General features: G+C 63.6%; 21 protein-coding genes. 17 read left to right on the forward strand and 4 right to left on the reverse strand.

Annotation, left to right across the window (positions count from 1 at the left end; genetic code table 11):
• Window positions 1–53: 53 nt before the first annotated feature.
• The 3 genes from CK228_RS18035 (at window position 54) to CK228_RS18045 (ending at window position 1,883) form a co-directional block, all read left to right on the forward strand.
• Window positions 54–311, forward strand: coding sequence for a GlsB/YeaQ/YmgE family stress response membrane protein (locus CK228_RS18035; RefSeq protein WP_095775765.1), 258 nt, complete (start codon window positions 54–56; stop codon window positions 309–311).
• 137 nt (window positions 312–448) lie between these two features.
• Window positions 449–1,414: a lipoyl synthase gene (lipA, locus tag CK228_RS18040; protein WP_095788724.1), complete on the forward strand. Its 966-nt coding sequence runs from the start codon at window positions 449–451 to the stop codon at window positions 1,412–1,414.
• A gap of 10 nt (window positions 1,415–1,424) precedes the next feature.
• Window positions 1,425–1,883, forward strand: a complete 459-nt coding sequence (locus tag CK228_RS18045; protein ID WP_095775763.1) for a type II toxin-antitoxin system RatA family toxin — start codon at window positions 1,425–1,427, stop codon at window positions 1,881–1,883.
• On the opposite strand, the gene CK228_RS18050 is transcribed toward CK228_RS18045, so the two are convergent.
• On the reverse strand, window positions 1,880–2,368 hold the full coding sequence (locus CK228_RS18050; RefSeq protein ID WP_095788725.1) for a CinA family protein: 489 nt from the start codon (window positions 2,366–2,368) through the stop codon (window positions 1,880–1,882). The two genes, CK228_RS18045 and CK228_RS18050, sit on opposite strands and share 4 nt — an antisense overlap.
• Window positions 2,365–3,588 (reverse strand): bifunctional 2-C-methyl-D-erythritol 4-phosphate cytidylyltransferase/2-C-methyl-D-erythritol 2,4-cyclodiphosphate synthase, encoded by a 1,224-nt coding sequence (locus tag CK228_RS18055; RefSeq protein ID WP_095775761.1) that lies wholly within the window; start codon window positions 3,586–3,588, stop codon window positions 2,365–2,367. Before CK228_RS18055 ends, CK228_RS18050 begins: the two co-directional genes overlap by 4 nt.
• A 243-nt stretch (window positions 3,589–3,831) precedes the next feature.
• On the opposite strand from CK228_RS18055, the gene dusB reads away from it, so the two are divergent.
• From dusB to hflX, 8 genes are all read left to right on the forward strand, one after another.
• Window positions 3,832–4,860, forward strand: a complete 1,029-nt coding sequence (dusB, locus tag CK228_RS18060) for a tRNA dihydrouridine synthase DusB (protein WP_095788726.1) — start codon at window positions 3,832–3,834, stop codon at window positions 4,858–4,860.
• Complete coding sequence (locus CK228_RS18065; protein ID WP_095788727.1) at window positions 4,857–5,999, forward strand: nitrogen regulation protein NR(II); 1,143 nt, start codon at window positions 4,857–4,859, stop codon at window positions 5,997–5,999. Before dusB ends, CK228_RS18065 begins: the two co-directional genes overlap by 4 nt.
• Window positions 5,996–7,456, forward strand: coding sequence for a nitrogen regulation protein NR(I) (gene ntrC, locus CK228_RS18070; RefSeq protein ID WP_010909344.1), 1,461 nt, complete (start codon window positions 5,996–5,998; stop codon window positions 7,454–7,456). Before CK228_RS18065 ends, ntrC begins: the two co-directional genes overlap by 4 nt.
• A 128-nt stretch (window positions 7,457–7,584) precedes the next feature.
• A complete protein-coding gene (locus CK228_RS18075; RefSeq protein ID WP_095775757.1) occupies window positions 7,585–9,870 on the forward strand; it encodes a PAS domain-containing sensor histidine kinase in 2,286 nt (761 codons plus the stop codon).
• Window positions 9,860–11,221 (forward strand): sigma-54 dependent transcriptional regulator, encoded by a 1,362-nt coding sequence (locus CK228_RS18080; protein WP_095775756.1) that lies wholly within the window; start codon window positions 9,860–9,862, stop codon window positions 11,219–11,221. Before CK228_RS18075 ends, CK228_RS18080 begins: the two co-directional genes overlap by 11 nt.
• A gap of 100 nt (window positions 11,222–11,321) precedes the next feature.
• Window positions 11,322–12,185, forward strand: coding sequence for a D-amino-acid transaminase (locus CK228_RS18085; RefSeq protein WP_095775755.1), 864 nt, complete (start codon window positions 11,322–11,324; stop codon window positions 12,183–12,185).
• 145 nt (window positions 12,186–12,330) lie between these two features.
• Complete coding sequence (gene hfq, locus CK228_RS18090; protein ID WP_006202172.1) at window positions 12,331–12,576, forward strand: RNA chaperone Hfq; 246 nt, start codon at window positions 12,331–12,333, stop codon at window positions 12,574–12,576.
• Window positions 12,577–13,968 (forward strand): GTPase HflX, encoded by a 1,392-nt coding sequence (gene hflX, locus CK228_RS18095; protein ID WP_095788728.1) that lies wholly within the window; start codon window positions 12,577–12,579, stop codon window positions 13,966–13,968.
• Window positions 13,969–14,029: 61 nt separating this feature from the next.
• Here the strand turns inward: hflX and mazG are convergent, their stop codons facing one another.
• Window positions 14,030–14,854 (reverse strand): nucleoside triphosphate pyrophosphohydrolase, encoded by an 825-nt coding sequence (gene mazG, locus CK228_RS18100; RefSeq protein ID WP_095788729.1) that lies wholly within the window; start codon window positions 14,852–14,854, stop codon window positions 14,030–14,032.
• 80 nt (window positions 14,855–14,934) lie between these two features.
• On the reverse strand, window positions 14,935–16,119 hold the full coding sequence (locus tag CK228_RS18105) for an amino acid aminotransferase (protein WP_095788730.1): 1,185 nt from the start codon (window positions 16,117–16,119) through the stop codon (window positions 14,935–14,937).
• A gap of 178 nt (window positions 16,120–16,297) precedes the next feature.
• Here CK228_RS18105 and CK228_RS18110 point away from each other — a divergent pair, with 178 nt between their 5' ends.
• The 6 genes from CK228_RS18110 (at window position 16,298) to CK228_RS18135 (ending at window position 20,907) form a co-directional block, all read left to right on the forward strand.
• Entirely contained in the window at window positions 16,298–16,891 is a 594-nt protein-coding gene (locus CK228_RS18110) for a histidine phosphatase family protein (protein ID WP_095788847.1), read from the forward strand.
• Between the two features lie 87 nt (window positions 16,892–16,978).
• A complete protein-coding gene (locus tag CK228_RS18115; RefSeq protein WP_095788731.1) occupies window positions 16,979–17,530 on the forward strand; it encodes a sigma-70 family RNA polymerase sigma factor in 552 nt (183 codons plus the stop codon).
• Window positions 17,527–18,300, forward strand: a complete 774-nt coding sequence (locus CK228_RS18120) for an anti-sigma factor (RefSeq protein ID WP_095788732.1) — start codon at window positions 17,527–17,529, stop codon at window positions 18,298–18,300. Before CK228_RS18115 ends, CK228_RS18120 begins: the two co-directional genes overlap by 4 nt.
• 23 nt (window positions 18,301–18,323) lie before the next feature.
• Window positions 18,324–19,040 carry a Bax inhibitor-1/YccA family protein gene (locus CK228_RS18125; protein WP_095775749.1) on the forward strand — a complete coding sequence of 239 codons (717 nt, stop codon included), beginning with the start codon at window positions 18,324–18,326 and terminating at the stop codon, window positions 19,038–19,040.
• A gap of 165 nt (window positions 19,041–19,205) precedes the next feature.
• Window positions 19,206–20,090 carry an aldose 1-epimerase family protein gene (locus CK228_RS18130; protein ID WP_095775748.1) on the forward strand — a complete coding sequence of 295 codons (885 nt, stop codon included), beginning with the start codon at window positions 19,206–19,208 and terminating at the stop codon, window positions 20,088–20,090.
• 37 nt (window positions 20,091–20,127) lie between these two features.
• Entirely contained in the window at window positions 20,128–20,907 is a 780-nt protein-coding gene (locus CK228_RS18135; protein ID WP_095788733.1) for a pyrroline-5-carboxylate reductase, read from the forward strand.
• Window positions 20,908–21,072: the final 165 nt, after the last annotated feature.

Genomic DNA, 21,072 nt, shown 5'->3' on the forward strand with positions numbered 1-21,072 from the left:
CGGCAAGGCAGCTCGTTTCCGCATGCATTTTTACGCGCGCAAGGAGAAGGCATATGCACTTGAACGGCGTGGGCTGGATCGCAGCCATCATTATCGGCGGCCTGGCAGGCTGGTTCGCCGAAATGGTCATGAAGAGCAACACTGGCATTTTCATGAACATTATCATGGGCATCGTTGGAGCGATCGTGTTGAACGCCATCCTGCAGGCGCTCAATTTCGGCCCGTTCGGAGTCGGCTGGACCGCCTATCTGATCACCGGCTTCATCGGTGCCTGCCTGCTGATCTGGGTCGGTCGCCTGGTGCGCCGCTAGTCGGTACCGTTCCCGGCTATGCGAAAACGGTTGTAGCGGCATGCGCCGCCGCTGCCTTTTTCTTTGCGCCGAAAAGTCCTAGATGACGATGAAGTGACGATCGCCGACGGGCGGTCGCGAGAAAAGCCAGGGTCCAGATGGTTACTGTCCTCGACACGATCGCCAACGCGCCACGGCTGCGGCACCCCGAGAAGGCGCACAAGCCCGACCAGGAGGTGTTGCGCAAGCCGGACTGGATTCGCGTCAAGGCGCCGGTCTCCAAGGGCTATGCCGAGACACGCGAGATCGTCAAATCGCACAAGCTGGTGACGGTCTGCGAAGAGGCTGGTTGCCCCAACATCGGCGAGTGCTGGGACAAGAAGCACGCCACCTTCATGATCATGGGCGAGATCTGCACGCGCGCCTGCGCCTTCTGCAATGTCGCCACCGGCATTCCGACCGCACTCGACCCCGACGAGCCGGCCCGCGTCGCGCATGCCGTCAGGCAGATGGGGCTGAACCACGTCGTCATCACCTCCGTCGACCGCGACGATCTTGCCGATGGCGGTGCGCAGCACTTTGCCGATGTCATCCGCGCGATCCGCGCGGCAACGCCGTCGACGACGATCGAAATCCTGACGCCTGATTTCCTGCGCAAGGACGGCGCGCTGGAGATTGTGGTGGCGGCCAAGCCCGACGTCTTCAACCACAATCTCGAAACCGTGCCGTCGAATTATCTGAAGGTTCGGCCGGGTGCCCGCTATTTCCACTCGATCCGGCTGTTGCAACGGGTCAAGGAACTCGATCCGTCGATCTTCACCAAGTCCGGCATCATGGTCGGCCTGGGCGAGGAGCGGAATGAAATCCTGCAGCTGATGGACGATCTGCGCACGGCCAATGTCGACTTCATGACCATCGGCCAGTATCTGCAGCCGTCGAAGAAGCACCATCCGGTGATCCGCTTCATCACGCCCGAAGAGTTCAAGTCCTTCGAGACGATCGGCCGGACCAAGGGTTTCCTGCTGGTGGCATCGAGCCCGCTGACGCGCTCATCGCACCATGCCGGCGACGATTTCGCCCGGCTGCGCGCGGCGCGGGAAGCACAGCTTCAGAAGTCGGTCTAGCGCTGGTTGAATGCCGAAATTCGAAGCCACCCGCCGCGTCGCCCATACGCCGCAACAGATGTTTGCGCTGGTAGCCGATGTCGAGGCCTATCCGCAATTCCTGCCGCTTTGCGAAGCGCTGACGGTACGCTCGCGCAAGGAGCGTGACGGACGTACCGTTCTGCTGGCCGACATGAGCATCGGCTACAAGGCGATCCGCGAGACCTTCACCACGCAGGTGCTTTTGAAGCCCGACGAGAACGCCATCGACGTGAAGTATATCGATGGTCCGTTCAAATATCTGAGCAATGTCTGGCGTTTCGAGCCCGATGGCGCCGGCTGTGCCGTTCGCTTCTTCATCGACTATGAGTTCAAGAGCCGTATCCTGGGCGCGCTGATGGGCACCATGTTCGACCGTGCCTTCCGCATGTTCGCCGAGGCTTTCGAAAAGCGTGCCGACGTCATCTATGGCGTCGCGTCGTCGACCTAAATCCGGCCAAGCGCTCGCAGCCCAAGCTCCAGGGCGTGCCCGACCGTCTCACGGCGGATGAAATCGCGGCCCTTATCTGCAAACTGCCTGTGTTCGGCCGTCACGGTTTGGCCTTCCAGTCCGACGCCGAACCACACCAGGCCGACAGGCTTCTGCGACGAACCGCCGCCTGGCCCGGCGATGCCGGTGACCGCAAGGGTTAGTCCCGCTCGCGAACGGGCAAGTGCTCCGGCCGCCATCTCGATCGCCGTCTCGCGGGACACCGCGCCATGCGCCTCGAGCGTCGCCGCTGAAACGCCAAGCATGTCCATCTTGGCGTCGTTGGAATAGGTGATGAAGCCGCGATCGACCACGGCCGAGGAACCGGCAATGTCGGTCAGCGCGGCGATGATCATGCCGCCGGTGCAGCTTTCCGCCGTCGCCACCATGATGCCGCGTTCGCGGCAGGCCTCGAACAGGGCAATGGCCAGTTCGGCGTTGCTCATTCCGGCACCTCGCCGGGGAACACCACGCTGGCGGTGGCGATCGCCGCAATGCCTTCTTCACGACCGACAAAGCCCAATTTTTCGTTGGTTGTCGCCTTGATCGAGATACGGTCGGCGGAAATCCCCAGCATCCGCGACAGGGCTGCCGTCATCGCCTCGCGATGCGGCCCGACGCGCGGCGCCTCGCAGATCAATGTGACGTCGGCATTGGCGATGCGTCCGCCGCGCTCGCGCACCAGCTTCGCCGCGTGTTCGACGAAGATCCGCGACGCCGCACCTTTCCACTGCGGATCGGATGGCGGAAAATGCGTGCCGATGTCGCCGGCGCCGCAGGTTGCCAGCAGGGCGTCGGTCAAGGCGTGCAGGCCGACATCGGCATCGGAATGACCGGACAGTTTCTTGTCATGTGGAATGGCGACGCCGCACAGTGTGACGTGATCGCCGGGCTCAAAGGCGTGGACATCGTAGCCGTTGCCGGTGCGGATGTCGGGGAAATGCGTGCGTTCGCTGGAAAGCCGCTGGTGCGCCATGGCGATGTCCCGTGCCCAGGTGAGTTTGACATTGTCCGGCGAGCCCGGAACGAGATTGACTGGAATCTGCGCCCATTCGGCGATGGCCGCGTCATCGGTGAAATCCAGCCTGCCCAGTTGGTAGGCCCTGTCGTGCGCGGCAAGGATCGGCCCGTAGGGAAAACCTTGCGGCGTTTGCGCCGCGTGCAGCCCGCTGCGGGAAACGGTCTCCGCGACCACGCCGGCGGCCGACTCGCGCTTCAGCGTGTCGGCGACGGGCAGGGCGGGCAACGCCCCCTCGTTCTCGCCGATGGCGGCGATGGTGCGGTCGATCAACTCCGCATCGACGAACGGGCGGACGGCGTCGTGAATCAGAACCTGGCCCGGCGCGTGTTCCTTCAGCGCCAGCAGCCCGAGCCGAACGGACTCCTGCCTGGTCGGTCCGCCAATGATGGCAGTGACGCGCTGTGCCTGTGCGCCCGCTGCTTGCCGGAACAATTCGTGGTCGTCGGCATGAATGGCGACAACGATCCGGCCAGTTCGCGGATGGGTCAGAAACATCTCCAGCGTGTGCGCAATGACAGCGCGGCCGCCAATGTTCTGGTACTGCTTGGGTCCGTTGGCCTGCCCGGCACGAGCGCCGCGGCCGGCGGCGACGATCACCACCGCAACCCCACCTGTCGCGCTCGAGTTTTCACTTCCGTCAGTCATGGCGATTGGCTTAGCGCACGATCCCCAAAAGTGTAATTGGTTTTCCGAAAAGATCGTGCGTCAAATATGAACTCAAAGCCTCCTTCACACGGCATGAAGGACGCGCGGCGCCTTGGCCACGGCAAATCCCCAAGGCTCTGGAATTTTCCCAATTGCGCCTCAATGTGACGTCATTCCGCGTTGCACATTGCCGCTGATATGGCTAGAGAATGTGCAACGAATGGACATGCTTGGTTTTTGTGCATGGTTAACTCAACCAGATTGGCCGCGCCTTTGAACGTCGGCGGCGTGGAAATCCGCAACCGCGTATTCCTCGCGCCGATGTCGGGAATCACCGACGAGCCCTTCCGGCAGCGCGCCCATGCGCATGGCGCGGGCCTGGTCGTGTCCGAAATGGTGGCAAGCGGCGAACTCGCCAAGGGTAGGGCCGGCTTCGACCTGCGCATACGGCATTCCGGCCTGCCGGTCCATATGGTGCAGCTAGCCGGCCGCGAAGCGATCCACATGGCCGAAGGCGCACGGATTGCCGCAGGCGAGGGCGCCGACATCATCGACATCAACATGGGCTGCCCGGCCAAGAAGGTCACCGGTGGTTATGCCGGCTCGGCATTGATGCTGGATCTTGACCATGCGCTGTCGCTGATCGAGGCTGTGGTCGGCGCGGTCAAGGTGCCGGTGACGGTCAAGATGCGGCTCGGCTGGGACGAAGGCGCGTTCAATGCGCCCATCCTCGCGCGCCGTGCCGAGCAGGCGGGCGTCAAGATGGTGACGGTGCACGGCCGCACGCGCTGCCAGTTCTACCAGGGCAAGGCCGACTGGCGTGCCATCGCCCGTGTCAAGGAAGCCGTGTCCATTCCGGTCGTTGCCAATGGCGATGTCTGTTCCCCGGCCGAGGCAGCCGCCATTCTCGACCAATCGGGCGCCGATGCTGTGATGGTCGGCCGCGCGCATTACGGCGCGCCCTGGATCGCCGGTGGCATCGCGGCAGCTGCGGCGGGCCAAACGGCGGCCAACGTGCCGCAGACTCCCGCGGCTCTGGCCGACTATGTCGTCGGTCACTACGAGGACATGCTGGCGCTTTATGGCGTCGAGAGCGGTTTGCGCCAGGCGCGCAAGCATCTGGGCTGGTATCTCGATCACCATGCCGTTGGCGTCGCCGACGAAGACCGAAAGGCTATCCTGACGACGTTCGATCCGGCTCGCGTCATTGCCTTGCTGCGCAATGTGTTTTCGCGCGATCCGCAACCCTTGAGCCTGCGGAGCGCCGCATGAACGCCACCGCTGGCCAGGGAACTGAAATGGTGGATGCCGCCCAGATCGTCCTCAACACCATCCGCCGCCCGGTGATCATGATCAGCGAGGACGGGTTCATCACCTTCGCCAATGCCGATGCCGAGGATTTCTTTCGCTCCAGCGCGACCATGCTGGCGCGCAACACGCTGGCCAAGCTCGTCCCCTTCGGCAGTCCGCTGCTGACCCTGGTCGATCAGGTGCGCGAGCGTCGGGCTCCGGTCAACGAGTATCGGGTCGATGTGTCGTCGCCACGCCTCGGCATCGAGAAGGTCGTCGATCTCTATGTCGCGCCAGTGTCGGAATTCCCGGGCTCCGTCGTGGTCATGTTCCAGGAACGGTCGATGGCCGACAAGATCGACCGGCAGATGACGCATCGCGGTGCCGCACGCTCTGTGACCGGCCTGGCAGCGATGCTCGCCCACGAGATCAAGAACCCGCTCTCCGGCATCCGCGGCGCCGCGCAACTGCTCGAGCTGTCCGCCTCCGATGAAGACCGCGCTCTGACCCGGCTGATCACCGACGAGACGGACCGCATCGTCTCGCTGGTCGATCGCATGGAGGTGTTTTCCGACGAGCGGCCGATCGATCGCTACCCCGTCAACATCCATGTCGTACTCGACCATGTGAAGGCGATCGCAAAGAACGGTTTTGCGAAGAAAATCAAGATATTGGAGGACTATGATCCATCATTGCCTCCGGTATTCGCCAATCGCGACCAGCTGATCCAGGTGTTCCTGAACCTGGTCAAGAACGCCGCCGAGGCTATCGGCAGCGACCCGCATGGCGAGATCGTGCTGTCGACCGCCTTCCGGCCTGGCATCCGCGTTTCGGTTCCAGGCACGCAGGACCGCGTGTCGCTGCCGCTCGAATTCTGCGTGCGCGACAATGGCTCCGGTGTCTCGGAGGATATACTGCCGATCCTGTTCGATCCCTTCATCACCACCAAGCCGAACGGCTCGGGGCTGGGCTTGGCGCTGGTCGCCAAGATCGTCGGCGAGCATGGCGGCATCATCGAATGCGAATCGACCCCGCGCGGGACCACCTTCCGCATCCTGATGCCGGCCTGGAAGGAAACGCCGTTCGGCCCTGAAGAAGACGGTGAAGGAGACCGCAAATGACCGCTCGCGGCAATATTCTCGTCGCCGATGACGATGCGGCGATCCGCACCGTGCTCAACCAGGCTCTCTCTCGCGTCGGCCACGAGGTGCGCGTCACGTCCAACGCCTCGACCTTGTGGCGCTGGGTGGCGGCGGGCGAAGGCGACCTTGTCATCACCGACGTCGTCATGCCGGACGAGAACGCCTTCGACATGCTGCCGCGCATCAAGAAGGCGCGGCCAGAGCTGCCCGTGATCGTCATGAGCGCCCAGAACACGTTCATGACGGCGATCCGTGCATCCGAGACCGGTGCCTATGAATATCTGCCGAAACCGTTCGATCTGACCGAACTGCTCAATATCGTCAACCGGGCGCTGTCGGAGCCCCGCCGGCCGAAAATCGATGCGCGGCCCGACGAGCAGCCCGAAACGATGCCGCTGGTCGGCCGGTCGGCGGCCATGCAGGACATCTATCGCATGCTGGCGCGCATGATGCAGACCGACCTGACGGTGATGATCTCGGGCGAATCCGGCACCGGCAAGGAACTGGTGGCGCGCGCGCTGCATGAATATGGCCGCCGTCGCGGCGGACCGTTCGTTGCCATCAACATGGCGGCGATCCCGCGCGACCTGATCGAATCGGAACTGTTCGGCCACGAGAAGGGCGCTTTCACCGGCGCCCAGAACCGCTCCACCGGCCGCTTCGAGCAGGCCGAGGGCGGCACGCTGTTCCTCGACGAGATCGGTGACATGCCGATGGAGGCGCAGACGCGCCTGCTGCGTGTCCTGCAGCAGGGCGAATACACGACGGTCGGCGGCCGCACGCCGATCAAGACGGATGTGCGCATCGTCGCCGCCACCAACAAGGATCTGCGTACCCTAATCAACCAGGGATTGTTCCGCGAGGATCTGTTCTATCGTCTCAATGTCGTTCCGCTGAGGTTGCCGGCGCTGCGCGAGCGCTCCGAGGACGTGCCCGATCTCGTGCGCCACTTCTTCAAGCTCGGCGAAATGGAAGGGCTGCAGACCAAGCGTATTTCATCCGGCGGCATCGAACTGATGAAGCGCTACCCGTGGCCAGGCAATGTGCGCGAACTGGAAAACCTGGTTCGCCGGCTGGCCGCGCTCTATTCACAGGATGAGATCTCCGCCGAAATCATCGAGGCGGAGCTGAAGACCGGCGAGCGCCCCGTGGTCCCCGGCGGCGGCAACCTCATTCCCGACGACCTTTCCATCGGCCAGGCGGTGGAGCATTTCCTGCAGCGCTATTTCGCCTCGTTTGCCGGCGAATTGCCGCCAGCCGGGCTCTACCAGCGCATCCTGTCCGAAGTCGAATATCCGCTGGTCCTGGCCTCGATGACGGCAACCCGCGGCAATCAGATCAAGGCTGCGGAACTGCTGGGGCTGAACCGCAACACGCTGCGCAAGAAGATTCGCGAACTGGGCGTCAACGTCTATAAATCGTCGCGGCCGGGCTGAGTGCTGGTCTGACGCACTCTTTTCAGGGGACTGAGCGGCGAAAGATTTCCGCCATTGTCACACTTGTTGCATAATCGCCACAATGCGTTGCATAGATCGGACGCAATCATTGGCTCCCAGACGGCGACATGGCTCCGCAGGCACCTGTACTCAACCAACCGCTATTCAGCGAACCCGGCGCGCGCGACGGACGCCGCTTGCTGGCGCTGCCCGGCGTGGTGGCGGTCGTCGGCGCGCTGGTCATGGCGGCCATTTCATTCACTATCCTGGTCGGCGCGACGCCGATCGCGCCTGACGCCAGGACGACCTGGGCGCTGATCGCGCTTAACGCCGCTTTCGTGCTGTTCCTCATGGCGCTGGTCGGGCGCGAGGTGCATCGCATCGTCATGGCGCGCCGGCATGGCAAGGCGGCCTCGCGGCTGCATGTGCGCATCGTTGCCATGTTCGCGCTGGTTGCCGCCATTCCCGCCATCATGGTGGCCATTATCGCCTCGATCACGCTCGATATCGGCCTCGATCGCTGGTTCGAGATTCGCACCAAGACGATCGTCAATTCCTCGTTATCGATCGCCGATGCCTATGTTCAGGAAAATGCCCGCAACTTGCAGGGCACGACGCTGTCGATGGCCTATGATCTCGACGCGTCGCGAACACTCTACGGCCTTGATCGCACAGGCTTTCTCGACCTCCTGAACAAGGAGGCGGTGGGCCGGTCGCTGGCCCATGCGGCGCTGATCAAGCCCGACGGTTCGTTCGTCATGAGCGCGCAGACCGATGCCGATTTCGCCATGCCGGAACCGCCGGAAGGCGCGGTCAGCAGCGCCACCGACGGCAAACCGGTGCTGATAGAGCCGCGCACCCGCAACATCATGGGCGCCATCGTCAAGCTGCGCGAGATCGAGGGCCTCTACCTCTACACCATCCGCCTTGTCGATCCCGAGGTGATCAAGGCGCGGCAGATCGTCAGGTCCAACACCGACGAGTATCGCAATCTCGAAGACAACAGGCGCACCTCGCAAGTGGCCTTCGCGCTGCCCTATCTGTCGCTGACGCTGATCATCATCTTGTCGGCAATCTGGACCGGCATCGCGGTCGCCGACCGTCTCGTGCGGCCGATTCGCCAGCTTATCGGCGCCGCCGACGAGGTGGCGACAGGCAATCTGGACGTCGCGGTTCCGGTCAGGCCTTCCGACGGCGACGTCGCCTCGCTGGGCGACACCTTCAACAAGATGCTGCTGGAGCTCAAATCGCAACGCAACGAGATCCTGTCGGCAAAGGACCTGATCGACGAACGGCGGCGCTTTTCCGAAGCCGTGCTTGCCGGTGTCACCGCCGGCGTCATCGGCGTCGATCCCTACGGCATCGTCACCATCGTCAACCGTTCAGCCGAATCGATGCTGGCCGTCTCCGCCAGTGCCGCACTCGGGCAGAACCTTTCCGCCATTCTGCCGCATGTTGGCCGTGTCTTCGAGATCGGTCGCCAGTCGGGCAAGCCCGTCTACCGAGAGCAGGTGACGTTTTTCCGCGCCGGGACCGAGCGTACTTTCAACGTGCAGATCACCGTCGAGGCGGGCGATGACGGCTCGGAGGAGAAATCCTACGTCGTGACCGTCGACGACATCACCGATCTGGTCCAGGCGCAGCGTTCTTCCGCCTGGGCCGATGTGGCGCGGCGCATCGCCCACGAGATCAAGAACCCGCTGACGCCGATCCAGCTTTCGGCCGAGCGCATCAAGCGCCGCTATGGCAAGGTCATCACCGAAGACCGTGAGGTTTTCGACCAATGCACCGACACCATCATCCGGCAGGTCGAGGACATCGGCCGGATGGTCGACGAATTCTCCGCCTTCGCGCGCATGCCCAAGCCCGAGATGAAAGCCATCGATCTGCGCGAATCGCTGCGTGAGGCGTCCTTCCTGGTCGAAGTCAGCCGCGCCGACATCACCTTCGAGCGGATTTTCGGCAACGAACCGCTCAAGGGCACGTTCGACAGCCGCCTTTTGGCGCAGGCTTTCGGCAATGTGATCAAGAACGCCGCCGAGGCGATCGACGGACTGGAACAAAAGGACGGCTCGCACGGCATAATCCGGATTCAAGCCGGCCGTCAGAATGGCGCGATTCGAATCGACGTCATCGACAATGGCAAAGGCCTGCCGCGGGAGAATCGCCAACGGTTGCTCGAGCCCTATATGACCACGCGCGAGAAGGGCACCGGGCTTGGTCTCGCTATCGTCAAGAAGATCGTGGAGGACCATGGCGGCAGGCTGGAACTTCATGATGCGCCTGCAGACTTCCATGGTGGCCGCGGGGCGATGATCAGCATCATCCTGCCGCCCGCGGCCGTCACGCCGTTGCGCGGCGAAGGCAAGACGGAACACGAAAGAGAAACTGAAAAGGTCGGTAATGGCGTCTGATATTCTCATCGTCGATGACGAGGAAGACATCCGCGAGCTCGTCGCAGGCATACTGAGCGACGAAGGTCACGAAACCCGTACGGCATTTGACGCCGACAGCGCGTTGGCGGCCATAGCCGATCGGGCGCCGAGGTTGATTTTCCTCGACATCTGGCTGCAGGGCTCGCGCCTGGACGGCCTGGCGCTGCTCGACGAGATCAAGACCATGCATCCCACTCTGCCGGTGGTGATGATCTCCGGTCACGGCAACATCGAAACGGCGGTCTCGGCCATCCGCCGTGGCGCCTACGATTTTATCGAGAAGCCGTTCAAGGCCGACAGGCTGATCCTCATCGCCGAGCGTGCGCTCGAAACCTCGAAGTTGCGGCGCGAGGTTTCCGACCTCAAGCAGCGCAGCGGCGAAACCTTCGACCTGATCGGCATGTCGTCGGCGATGAGCCAACTGCGCCAGACCATCGAGCGCGTCGCGCCGACCAACAGCCGTGTGATGATCATCGGCCCGTCCGGATCAGGCAAGGAACTGGCGGCGCGCGCCATCCACACGCTGTCGGCCCGCAAGGGCGGGCCGTTCGTGACCCTGAGCGCTGCCAACATCACGCCCGAGCGCATGGAGATCGAACTGTTCGGTACCGAATCGAACGGTGTCGAGCGCAAGGTCGGCGCGCTGGAAGAAGCCCATCGCGGCATCCTCTACATCGATGAAGTGGCCGACATGCCGCGCGAGACGCAGAACAAGATCCTGCGTGTGCTGGTCGAGCAGCAGTTCGAGCGGGTAGGGGGCACCAAACGGGTCAAGGTCGATGTCCGCATCATCTCCTCGACCTCGCAGAACCTGGAAGCCATGATCGCCGACGGGCGTTTCCGCGAGGATCTCTATCATCGCCTGGCGGTGGTTCCGGTGATGGTGCCGGGGCTGGCCGAACGGCGCGAGGATATTCCCTATCTCGTCGACAATTTCATGAAGCAGATCGCCCGCCAGGCCGGCATCAAGCCGCGCCGTATCGGCGACGATGCGCTTGCCGTGCTGCAGGCGCACAATTGGCCGGGCAACGTGCGTCAGCTGCGCAACAATGTCGAGCGCCTGATGATCCTGGCGCGCGGCGACGACGTCGATGCGCCGATCACCGCGGACCTTCTGCCGTCCGAGATCGGCGATGTCATGCCGCGCACGCCGAATCAGTCCGACCAGCACATCATGGCGCTGCCGCTGCGCGAGGCGCGCGAACAGTTCGAGAAGGACTATCTGATCGCCCAGATCAACCGCTTTGGCGGCAACATCTCGAAGACCGCCGAGTTCATCGGGATGGAGCGCTCGGCGCTGCACCGCAAACTGAAGTCGCTGGGCGTCTGACGCGCGGGACCTGTGCTGAACAGCGCGTGGTCCAAGCATTTGCCGGTTACGGCGGCGGCGGAATCGCATAAGAAGGCCCGAGATTTTTCAGGGGTCGCCAATGCCGCGCATTGCCTATGTCAACGGGCGCTATGTCGCTCACGCGAACGCTTCCGTGCATATCGAGGATCGCGGTTATCAGTTCGCCGATGGCGTCTATGAGGTCTGCGAGGTGGCGCGCGGCTTCATCGTCGACATGCCGCGCCATCTTGCCCGGCTCAACCGCTCGCTGACCGAACTGTCGATTGCATGGCCGGTCGCGCGCAACGTGCTGCCGCTCATCCTGCGCGAAGTGGTCAACCGCAACCATGTCGTCAACGGCCTGGTCTATGTGCAGGTAACGCGCGGTGTCGCCAGCCGCGAGTTTGTGTTCCCGTCGGCGGACACCAAGCCGTCTTTGGTGGTCACTGCCAAAAAGGCCGATCCGGCGGCTGGAGCAAAGCGAGCCGAGACCGGGATCTCGATCATTACCGTGCCAGAGAATCGCTGGGACCGGGTCGATATCAAGACCGTCGGACTGCTGCCCAATGTATTGGCCAAGCAAAAAGCCAAGGAGGCCGGCGCGCAGGAGGCATGGTTCGTCGACCCCGAAGGCAACGTCAAGGAAGGCGGCTCGTCTAACGCCTGGATCGTCACCAGGGACGGCGTCCTGGTTACCAGACCGGCCGATCACGGCATCCTGCGCGGCATCACCCGCACGACCATGTTCGAGGTTGCGGCGAAGCTCGGCCTGAAGATCGAAGAGCGCGGTTTTTCCGTCGCCGAGGCCAAGGCGGCGCGCGAGGCGTTCATCAGTTCCGCCACGACGATCGCCATGCCGGTCGTGGCCATTGACGGCGATCCTGTGGCCAACGGGCACCCCGGCTCAGTGACACTTTCGTTACGGCAGGCCTTTTTTGACATTGCGGAAAAAAGTCCAGCCTGATAACCGCACAGGTGGAATGAACATCAATATATCTCGTTCTGCTTGTCGTTACTGACGACAAGACGGTGTTTGCGCGCTTGACATGTGCCCGACAATTTGGCGCATTGGCTTGCAAACCGAAGGGGATCGGCGAAAGACAAGAACAATGGCGGAACGATCGCAAAATCTTCAGGACCTGTTCCTGAATTCAGTTCGCAAGAGCAAGAACCCGCTCACCATCTTCCTCATCAACGGCGTGAAGCTGACCGGCGTGGTCACTTCGTTCGACAATTTCTGTGTGCTGCTGCGCCGCGACGGTCACTCCCAGCTCGTCTACAAGCACGCCATTTCCACGATCATGCCGAGCCAGCCGGTTCAGATGTTCGATGGCGAGGAAAGCCAGGGCGCCTGATTGGCACGTGAGAAGGACGCGGACGGCACGGTTCGCGGAAAACCAGCGCATCATCCCGGGACGGAAGCCAAGGGGCCGACCCGGGCTGTCGTCATTGTGCCTGTACTTACTCGTCAGCCGCGCGGCGACGACGACACCAACCGCCCGCGGCTGACGCGTTCGGCCGACGCTCGCCATGACGAGGCGATCGGCCTTGCGCGCGCCATCAATCTCGACCCTGTCCACACGGCTGTCGTGACGGTCAACGATCCGCGTCCAGCAACCTTGCTCGGCAGCGGCAAGGTCGAAGAGTTCGCCCAAATCGTCAAGGACAACGACGCCGAGCTGGTCATCGTCGACCATCCGCTGACCCCGGTGCAGCAACGCAATCTCGAGAAGGAACTGCATGCCAAGGTTCTGGACCGAACCGGGCTGATCCTAGAAATCTTTGGCGAGCGCGCCCGCACCAAGGAAGGCACGCTGCAGGTCGAGCTTGCCCATCTCAACTATCAGAAGGGCCGCCTGGTCCGCAGCTGGACCCACCTTGAACGCCAGCGCGGTGGCGCCGGCTTCCTCGGCGGTCCCGGCGAAACCCAGATCGAATCCGACCGGCGGCAGTTGCAGGAAAAGATCATCAAGCTGAAGCACGAGCTGGAAACGGTGCGTCGCACCCGCGACCTGCATCGCGCCAAGCGCAAGAAGGTGCCGTTCCCGGTGGTGGCGATCGTCGGCTACACCAATGCCGGCAAGTCGACGCTGTTCAACCGGCTGACCGGGGCGGACGTGCTGGCGCAGGACATGCTGTTCGCCACGCTCGATCCGACGCTGCGCCGCGTGCGCCTGCCGCATGGCACGCCGATCATCCTGTCGGACACGGTCGGCTTCATCTCCGACCTGCCGACGCATTTGATCGCGGCTTTTCGCGCCACGCTGGAAGAGGTGGTCGAGGCCGATCTCGTCATCCATCTGCGCGACATTTCCGATCCCGACACGGCGGCACAGGCCGAGGATGTCGAGCGCATCCTGGCCGACCTCGGTGTTGACGCCGGTGACACCAAGCGTGTGATCGAAGTCTGGAACAAGATCGATCTGCTGGACGAAGGCAACAGGAGCCGCCTGCTTGCCGATGCCGCGGACGGCAGCAAGGGTCCGCCGATCGCCATATCGGCGGTGACCGGCGAGGGCATCGATGCGCTTAAGGCGCTCATCGAGACGCGCATGGCCGGCGAGCTCGAAGATCTGACGGTGACGATCGAGCCGGCACAATTTGGCTTTGTCGATTGGCTGTATCGCAATGGCGATATCGTTTCGCGCACCGACAATGAAGACGGCAGCGCCACCATCTCGCTCAAGGCTACACAAAGCGCTCGCGAAGAGATCGAAAGCCGATTGCGTCGCAAAAACAACGGCTAGGCCGGAGCAACTATAGGAAAAGTCTAAACGCGTTTCCGTCCCGGATTGCCGATCTACAGGCCTACTTCGCGCTCTTCGCTTCCTGCCAGAGCGCTTCCATCTCGTCCAGGGTGGCCTTCTCCAGTGTGTTGCCGGACTTCTCGAGAGCCTGCTCGACATAGTGGAAGCGCGTCCGGAATTTTTCGTTGGTGCCGCTCAAAGCGGCTTCCGAATCGAGCTTGAGATGACGGCCGAGATTGACGACGGCGAACAGCATGTCGCCGAACTCGTCCTTGATCGAGGCCGTCTCGCCCTTTGCCAGAGCCTCGCGCAACTCGCCGATCTCCTCCTCGATCTTGTCGAGGATGGGGGCTGCCTCGCTCCAGTCGAAGCCGACACGGGCAGCCTTCTCCTGAAGTTTTAGCGCTCGCGTCAAAGCGGGCAGGGCGACCGGAACACTGTCCAGAAATCCCTTGCCATTGTCTTCGGGGTCGAGGCCGCGCGCGAGACGGCCTTGCCGTTTCTCCGCCTTCTCCTCGGCCTTGATCTTCTCCCACATGCCCTTGGCCATGCCGGCGCCGCGGGCTTCCTCGTCGCCGAAGACATGCGGGTGGCGCCGGATCATTTTGGTGGTGATGGCCTGGACGACATCCGGGAAGGCGAATTCGCCCGCTTCCTCGGCCATTTGCGCGTGGTAGACGACCTGCAGCAGGAGGTCGCCGAGCTCATCGCGCAGATCGTTGAGGTCACCGCGCGCGATGGCATCCGCCACCTCGTAGGCTTCCTCGATCGTATAGGGCGCGATGGTCGAGAAATCCTGCTCGATGTCCCAGGGGCAGCCGGTCCTCGGCGCGCGCAGCGCGGCCATGATCTCGATCAGGCGCGAAATGTCTTTGGATGGCGTCATGCGGCGGATGCTATCCTGCGACCCGACGCACGGCCAACACTGTCAGCCGGCGAGGGGGCCTTGTCCACAGCTGAGCCGCTTCAGTCGAGCACGGAGACGATCGCCTTGGCGAGGTCGTCCATGCCGTCCTCCGGCAATCCAGCGACGTTGATGCGGCTGTCGCCGACCATGTAGACGCCGTGCTCGGTACGCAACCGCTCGACCTGCGCTTCCGTGAGACCAAGCCGCGAGAACATGCCGCGATGGCTGGCGACGAAGTCGAAGCGGTCGGAGTTGGACTGCCGGCGCAGCGCGTCGGCGAAAGCCATGCGAAGCCTCAGCATGCGCAGGCGCATCTCTTCCAACTCGGCTTCCCAGTCGGCGCGCAGGCTTGCGTCTTCCAGCACGATGCGCACCGCCGCCGCGCCATGGTCGGGCGGCATTGAATACATGGCGCGTGCGGCCGACAGCATCTGGCTCATCGCCACGTCGGCCTGCGCGCTGTCCCTGGCCAAGACCATCGCCGCGCCGACACGATCGCGATAGACGGCGAAGTTCTTCGAGCAGCTCGAGGCAACGACCATTTCCGGAACTTTCGCCGCCAGCAGGCGCAGGCCGAGAGCGTCGGCCTCGAGGCCGTCGCCAAAGCCCTGATAGGCGATGTCGACGAACGGCAGCAGGCCGCGCTCGACGACCAGATCGGTGACGGCCTGCCACTGCCCCGCATCGAGGTTGGCGCCGGTCGGGTTGTGGCAGCAGCCATGCAACAGCACCACGTCGCCGCTCTTGGCCGTTCGCAACGCCGCCAGCATGTCGTCGAAACGAACAGCACCGGAGGCAGCGTCGAAATAGGGATATTCGCGAATCTGCAGGCCGGCTGCGCGCATCACCGGCATGTGGTTCGGCCATGTCGGGTCCGACAGCCAGATCGTGGCGTCCGAACGCGTCCGCTTGAGCAGCTCCGCCACAAGGCGAAGCGCACCGGAGCCGCCGGGCGCCTGTGCCGCCCGGATGCGCGTCATGTCCGCGCCCGGCCCGAAGGCGAGCTTGGCCATCACCGCGTTGAAGCCGGTGTCGCCGGCGAGCCCGAGATAGGTCTTGGTGTCCTGGCTGTTCAGCAGCCGCTTTTCAGCCTCACGCACCGCGCGCATCACCGGCGTCTTGCCGTCGCGATCCTTGTAGACGCCGACGCCGAGGTCGACCTTGTTGGGACGCGGATCGGCGCGATAGAGGCCGATAAGGGCCAGGATCTTGTCGGCGGGAGCTGGCTGCAGGTCTTCGAACATCGTTATGGTTCCGTTTGCGCGGCGGAGTGATACGCAAATCGAAGGCGCTTCGCCAGCGGTTTTAATTGCGCAAAACGGAGGGCGGCACCCCAGGGGGCGCGGCCTTTCGAAACGATAGCAGCTATTCTAATTGCAGCGTATGCCTCGCTTCGAAAGCGGCTCAAGGAATGACTGCCTCATGCTCGTACGGCTGACGATGATCTGCAACGGCGCCACGGCCGCGACCCGGCGGGGTTCGTTTCCGCTCGATGAGCCGCTGGACCCGCGCTCGCTGACGCAGGCGAAGGCGATGCGCGGGACGCTGCGCCGCGCCGACCGCGCATGGACAGCGCCCGCGCTTCGCGCCCGCCAGACCGCCGAGGCGCTATCGCTGGACGCATCGGTCGAACCGCTCCTGGCGGACCAGGATCATGGAGGCTGGGCCGGGAAGAGTTTTGAGGACGTGCAGGCCCAACAGCCCGGCGACATCGCCGCCTGGCTGACCGACCCCAACGCAGCGCCGCATGGCGGCGAGTCGCTGGCCGACGTTGGCCGCCGGGCTTCCGAGTTAATGGACCGGTTGATGGCAGAGCCTGGCCACACCATCGCGCTGACCCATGCCAGTGTCATTCGCACCGCGATCGTGCACGTTCTGGGTGCTCCGCTTGCCGCCTGTCGGAAGATTGATATCGAGCCGCTGAGCATCACCGATTTTCGCAGCGACGGCGGCCGATGGGTGTTGCGCGCTTGCGGTGTGACTACACCCAAACCGGCAAAACCACTTCGCCCCTAAGAGCCGGGCGGGCGGAGGGGCTGCGAGCGCAATCCTCCGGGGAAACCGCCAAGGAAAAATGGCACGGGTCGGGATTAACATCCCCACATGCTCCGTAAACAGGGCATGAAACGGTCGATGCCACGCTTTGACATCATAGGACAGCTCGGGTCGCTGCGGCGCTATGCGCGGTCGCTGACGCGCGACAGCGCGGATGCCGAGGATCTCGTGCATGACGCGCTTGTGCGCGCCTATGAGCGGCGCGGCACCTTCCGCTCGGGCGCAAACCTGCGTGCCTGGCTGCTGTCCATCGTCCACAACGCATTTGTCGACCGCATGCGCTCGCGCCGCTCGGAAGCGATGCGCATCGAACAGGCCGGATACCTCGCCGACGCCGCTACGCCGGCGCCGCAGGAACATTCGGTGCGCCTGGCGCAGGTGCGGGACGCCTTTTTCAACCTGCCGGAAGAGCAGCGCTCGGCGCTGCATCTGGTCGCCATCGAAGGGCTTTCCTACCAGCAGGCGGCCAATGCCACCGGCGTGCCGCTGGGCACGCTGATGTCGCGCATCGGCAGGGCGCGCGCGGCACTGCGCCAGATGGAAGATGCCGCCCCGGCGCGCGGAAGAAATCATCTCAGCATCGTGGGAGGTGAGCCATGAGCGCTCTTGTCGACCCTGTGACGGAAACTGACCTCGACGCCTATGTCGACGACCAGCTGGATGTCACCCGCCGCATCGAGGTCGAAGCCTTCCTGTCGACACGCCCGGAGGCCGCCGCGCGCGTCATGTCGGATCTGCGGACCCGCGATGAACTGCGCGTGGCGCTTGCCGGCTCCAAGGGCATGGCACGGCCGGCCACCGCTGACGCGGCGCGGCGGCTGGAGAGGGGACTTGTCCGTGGCCGCATCTTCGGCGTGCTGCAGCGTGCTGCAGCCGTTGCCGCCTTCGTTGCCGCCGGCTGGGTGGCAAACGGCATCATCGGGCCGATGTCGGTGACCAAGGTCGTCGCGTCGCCGCAGCCGCCCGCCTATGTCGACGAGGCGGTGCGCGCGCACCGGACGACGCTGGTGCGCGAGACCATGCCCTCGCAGCCGGAAGCGCCCAACTACAGTGCCGGCGAGATCCGTGCGGCGACCGCGATCGTCATGCCGTCACTGCCAAAGGACTGGAAGGTGCGCGACGTGCAGATCTACCCGTCGCGCTTCGGCCCGAGCGTCGAGATGGCTGTCGACACCAAGGATATGGGCCTGGTGTCGCTGTTTGCGATCCGGCCGGGAACCTTCGACGTGGTCAAGCCGACCGTCGCGCCGTCGGGCGACATTTCCTCGGCCTATTTCCAGATCGGCGAGGTCGCCTATGCGGTGGTCGCGCGGAGCGGGGTTCATGATCTCGACCGCGCCGCCGAGACGCTCGCCAGAACGCTTTACTGACCGAGCCACAAAGGAGACTGCAAATGAACACGCCCAATCTGGGATATCGCGTCGGCGCCGGCGCCCAGGCCGGAGCCGTCTTTGACGAGGGCCTGCGCCAGCATATGCTGCGCGTCTACAACTATATGGGCCTTGGCCTCGTGGTCACCGGCCTGGTCGCGTTCCTAGTGTCATCGACGCCGGCGCTCTACGTGCCAATCTTCTCCAGCCCGTTGAAATGGGTGGTGATGCTGGCGCCGCTGGCCTTCGTCATGCTGTTTTCGTTCAAGATGCAGACCATGTCGGCGGCCAGCGCCCAGGCGATGTTCTGGGCCTTCTGCGCGGTGATGGGCCTGTCGCTCGCCTCCGTGTTCCTGGTTTTCACCGGCACCAGCATCGCGCGCACCTTCTTCATCGCCGCCACCATGTTCGGCGCCACCAGCCTCTACGGCTACACGACCAGGCGCGACCTGACGCAGTTCTCGTCCTTCCTGATCATGGGCCTGATCGGCGTGGTGATCGCCAGCATCGTCAACATCTTCCTCGGTTCGACCGCGCTGCAGTTCGCCATTTCGGTGATCGGCATCGCCGTCTTCATCGGCCTGACCGCCTGGGACACGCAGACGATCAAGGAACAATATGCCGAGAATTTCGACGCGGAATCGCGCCAGAAGCTGGCTGTTTTCGGTGCTTTCTCGCTCTACCTGAACTTCATCAACATCTTCCAGCTGCTGCTAAACTTCACCGGTGAGCGCGAGTAGCGACTGTCCGCCATGGGCAAGGGCGGGGGTTCTCGCCCTTGATGCGGAGAGGTGGCCGGAGGAGAGATCCTCCGGCCACAAATCGTTCCGGCCGCACCTTGAGTCCCCAAGAGGTTTTGCTAGTCTGCCGCCGCACCAGCCTTCAACACCGGCCCGCGAGGACATGTGGCACAGGACAGCCAAACGCTTCATGGCGACGGCATCTCGGCTGTCATAACAGGGCAGGGTGCCGAACTGGTTTCGCTGCAGGATGGGCGGGGATTTGAGTTTCTGTGGCAGGCCGGGCCGGAGTGGCGGCGCCATTCGCCGGTGCTGTTCCCGATCGTTGGCCGGCTAAAGGGCGATCGACTGCGTCATCGCGGCCGAACCTATCCGATGACGCAGCACGGCTTCGCTCGAGACAAACCGTTCACCTGGGAGGAGAGGGGACCCCGCTCCTGCACGCTGGTGCTCACCGACGACGCCGACACGCGTGCGCATTATCCCTTCGCCTTTCGCCTTGCCGTCACCTATACGCTGGACCGACAGCAGCTCGATGTGACCTTGCGAGTGACCAACACCGGCGACGAGAAATTGCCGGCCTCGATCGGTGCTCATCCTGCATTCAACTGGCCGTTGCTGCCGGAGTTGCCCAAGGAGGCCTATCGGCTGACCTTTGCCGCGAGTGAGCCGGCGCCGGTTCGTCGCCTGAAGGATGGCCTTCTCGTCTCGGAAACGCGGACGACGCCCATCGATGGCAGAACGCTTGCGCTGTCCGAACGGCTGTTCGATGACGACGCCGTCATCCTGGATCGGCCCGCCAGCACCAGTGTGCGATATGCAGCCGAGCGCGGTCCGGCAATCGAAATGTCATGGCAGGGAGCCGAAGAGTTGGGCATCTGGTCCAAGCCCGGCGGCGCGCCCTTCCTGTGCATCGAACCCTGGCGTGGTATTGCGAGCCCGGCCGATTTCGACGGCGAGTTCAGCGACAAGCCCGGCGTGATGCTGATCGAGCCGGGGGCCAAGCGTTCGCTAAGCTACCGGATCGGTCTGGAGCAGGGGCGGCGGTGACCGACCGAGCTGCAGAGCGAACAGCTGGGAGTACCCAATGAAACTCGGCTTCATCGGCACAGGTGCGCTGACTTCAGCCATTGTCACCGGGCTCAAATCCCTCGATGGCGATCCGGTATCGGTGGTGTTGTCGCCACGCAACGAAGAGATCGCGGCCAACCTCGCTTCCCGCTATCCGAACGTACGTGTTGCCGCCGACAACCAGGCGGTGCTCGACGATTGCGATACCGTCATGCTGGCTGTCCGACCGCAAGATGCCCACCAGGTGCTGCCTGAATTGAAATTTCGGCGCGACCATCACCTCGTCAGCCTGATCGCCACGTTGTCGCGCGAGGAAATCACCGGCCTGACCGCACCGGCGAGCCGCGTGACCAAAGCGCTGCCGATGCCGATGATCGCCCGGCGGCGGGGGGCGACGATCATTTATCCGCCTGATCGGGACATGACCGCTTTGTTCGGCGGGCTGGGGACCGTGATCGAGGTCGAGAGCTCCAGCGAGTTCGATGCGTTGAGCGTCGTTACCGCGACCTATGCCACCTATTTCAAGTACCTCGATACGATCCATCGCTGGCTGAAAGCGCATGATGTGCCGGACACCAAGGGGCGCGACTATATCGCCGCGCTCTTCATGGCGCTCGGACACGCTCCGGAGACGGCGCCCGATGCGGACTTCACGCATCTGGCGCAGGATTATGCGACCCGTGGCGGCATCAACGAGCAGGTCCTGAACGAACTTACGGCCCGCAACGTCTTCGATGCGCTGGCGGAAAGCCTGGACGGCGTGCATCGGCGCATTTCAGCGGCCGGCGCTACGTGACGGGAAAGCTTGCGAGGATGGTCCGGGGTTTCAAACCTGCCGGGCGATGGTGCCCATCACATTGACCAGAAGGCGCGCGACGGTCAGCGCCGACAGGCCGTCAATGTCGGCGGGCGGAGGAGTTTGAGGATCACGCATGGGGCAAGCGCAACGTCCAGCGTTTAC

This window comes from Mesorhizobium sp. WSM4312 (genome assembly GCF_002294875.1).
Taxonomy (GTDB): domain Bacteria; phylum Pseudomonadota; class Alphaproteobacteria; order Rhizobiales; family Rhizobiaceae; genus Mesorhizobium.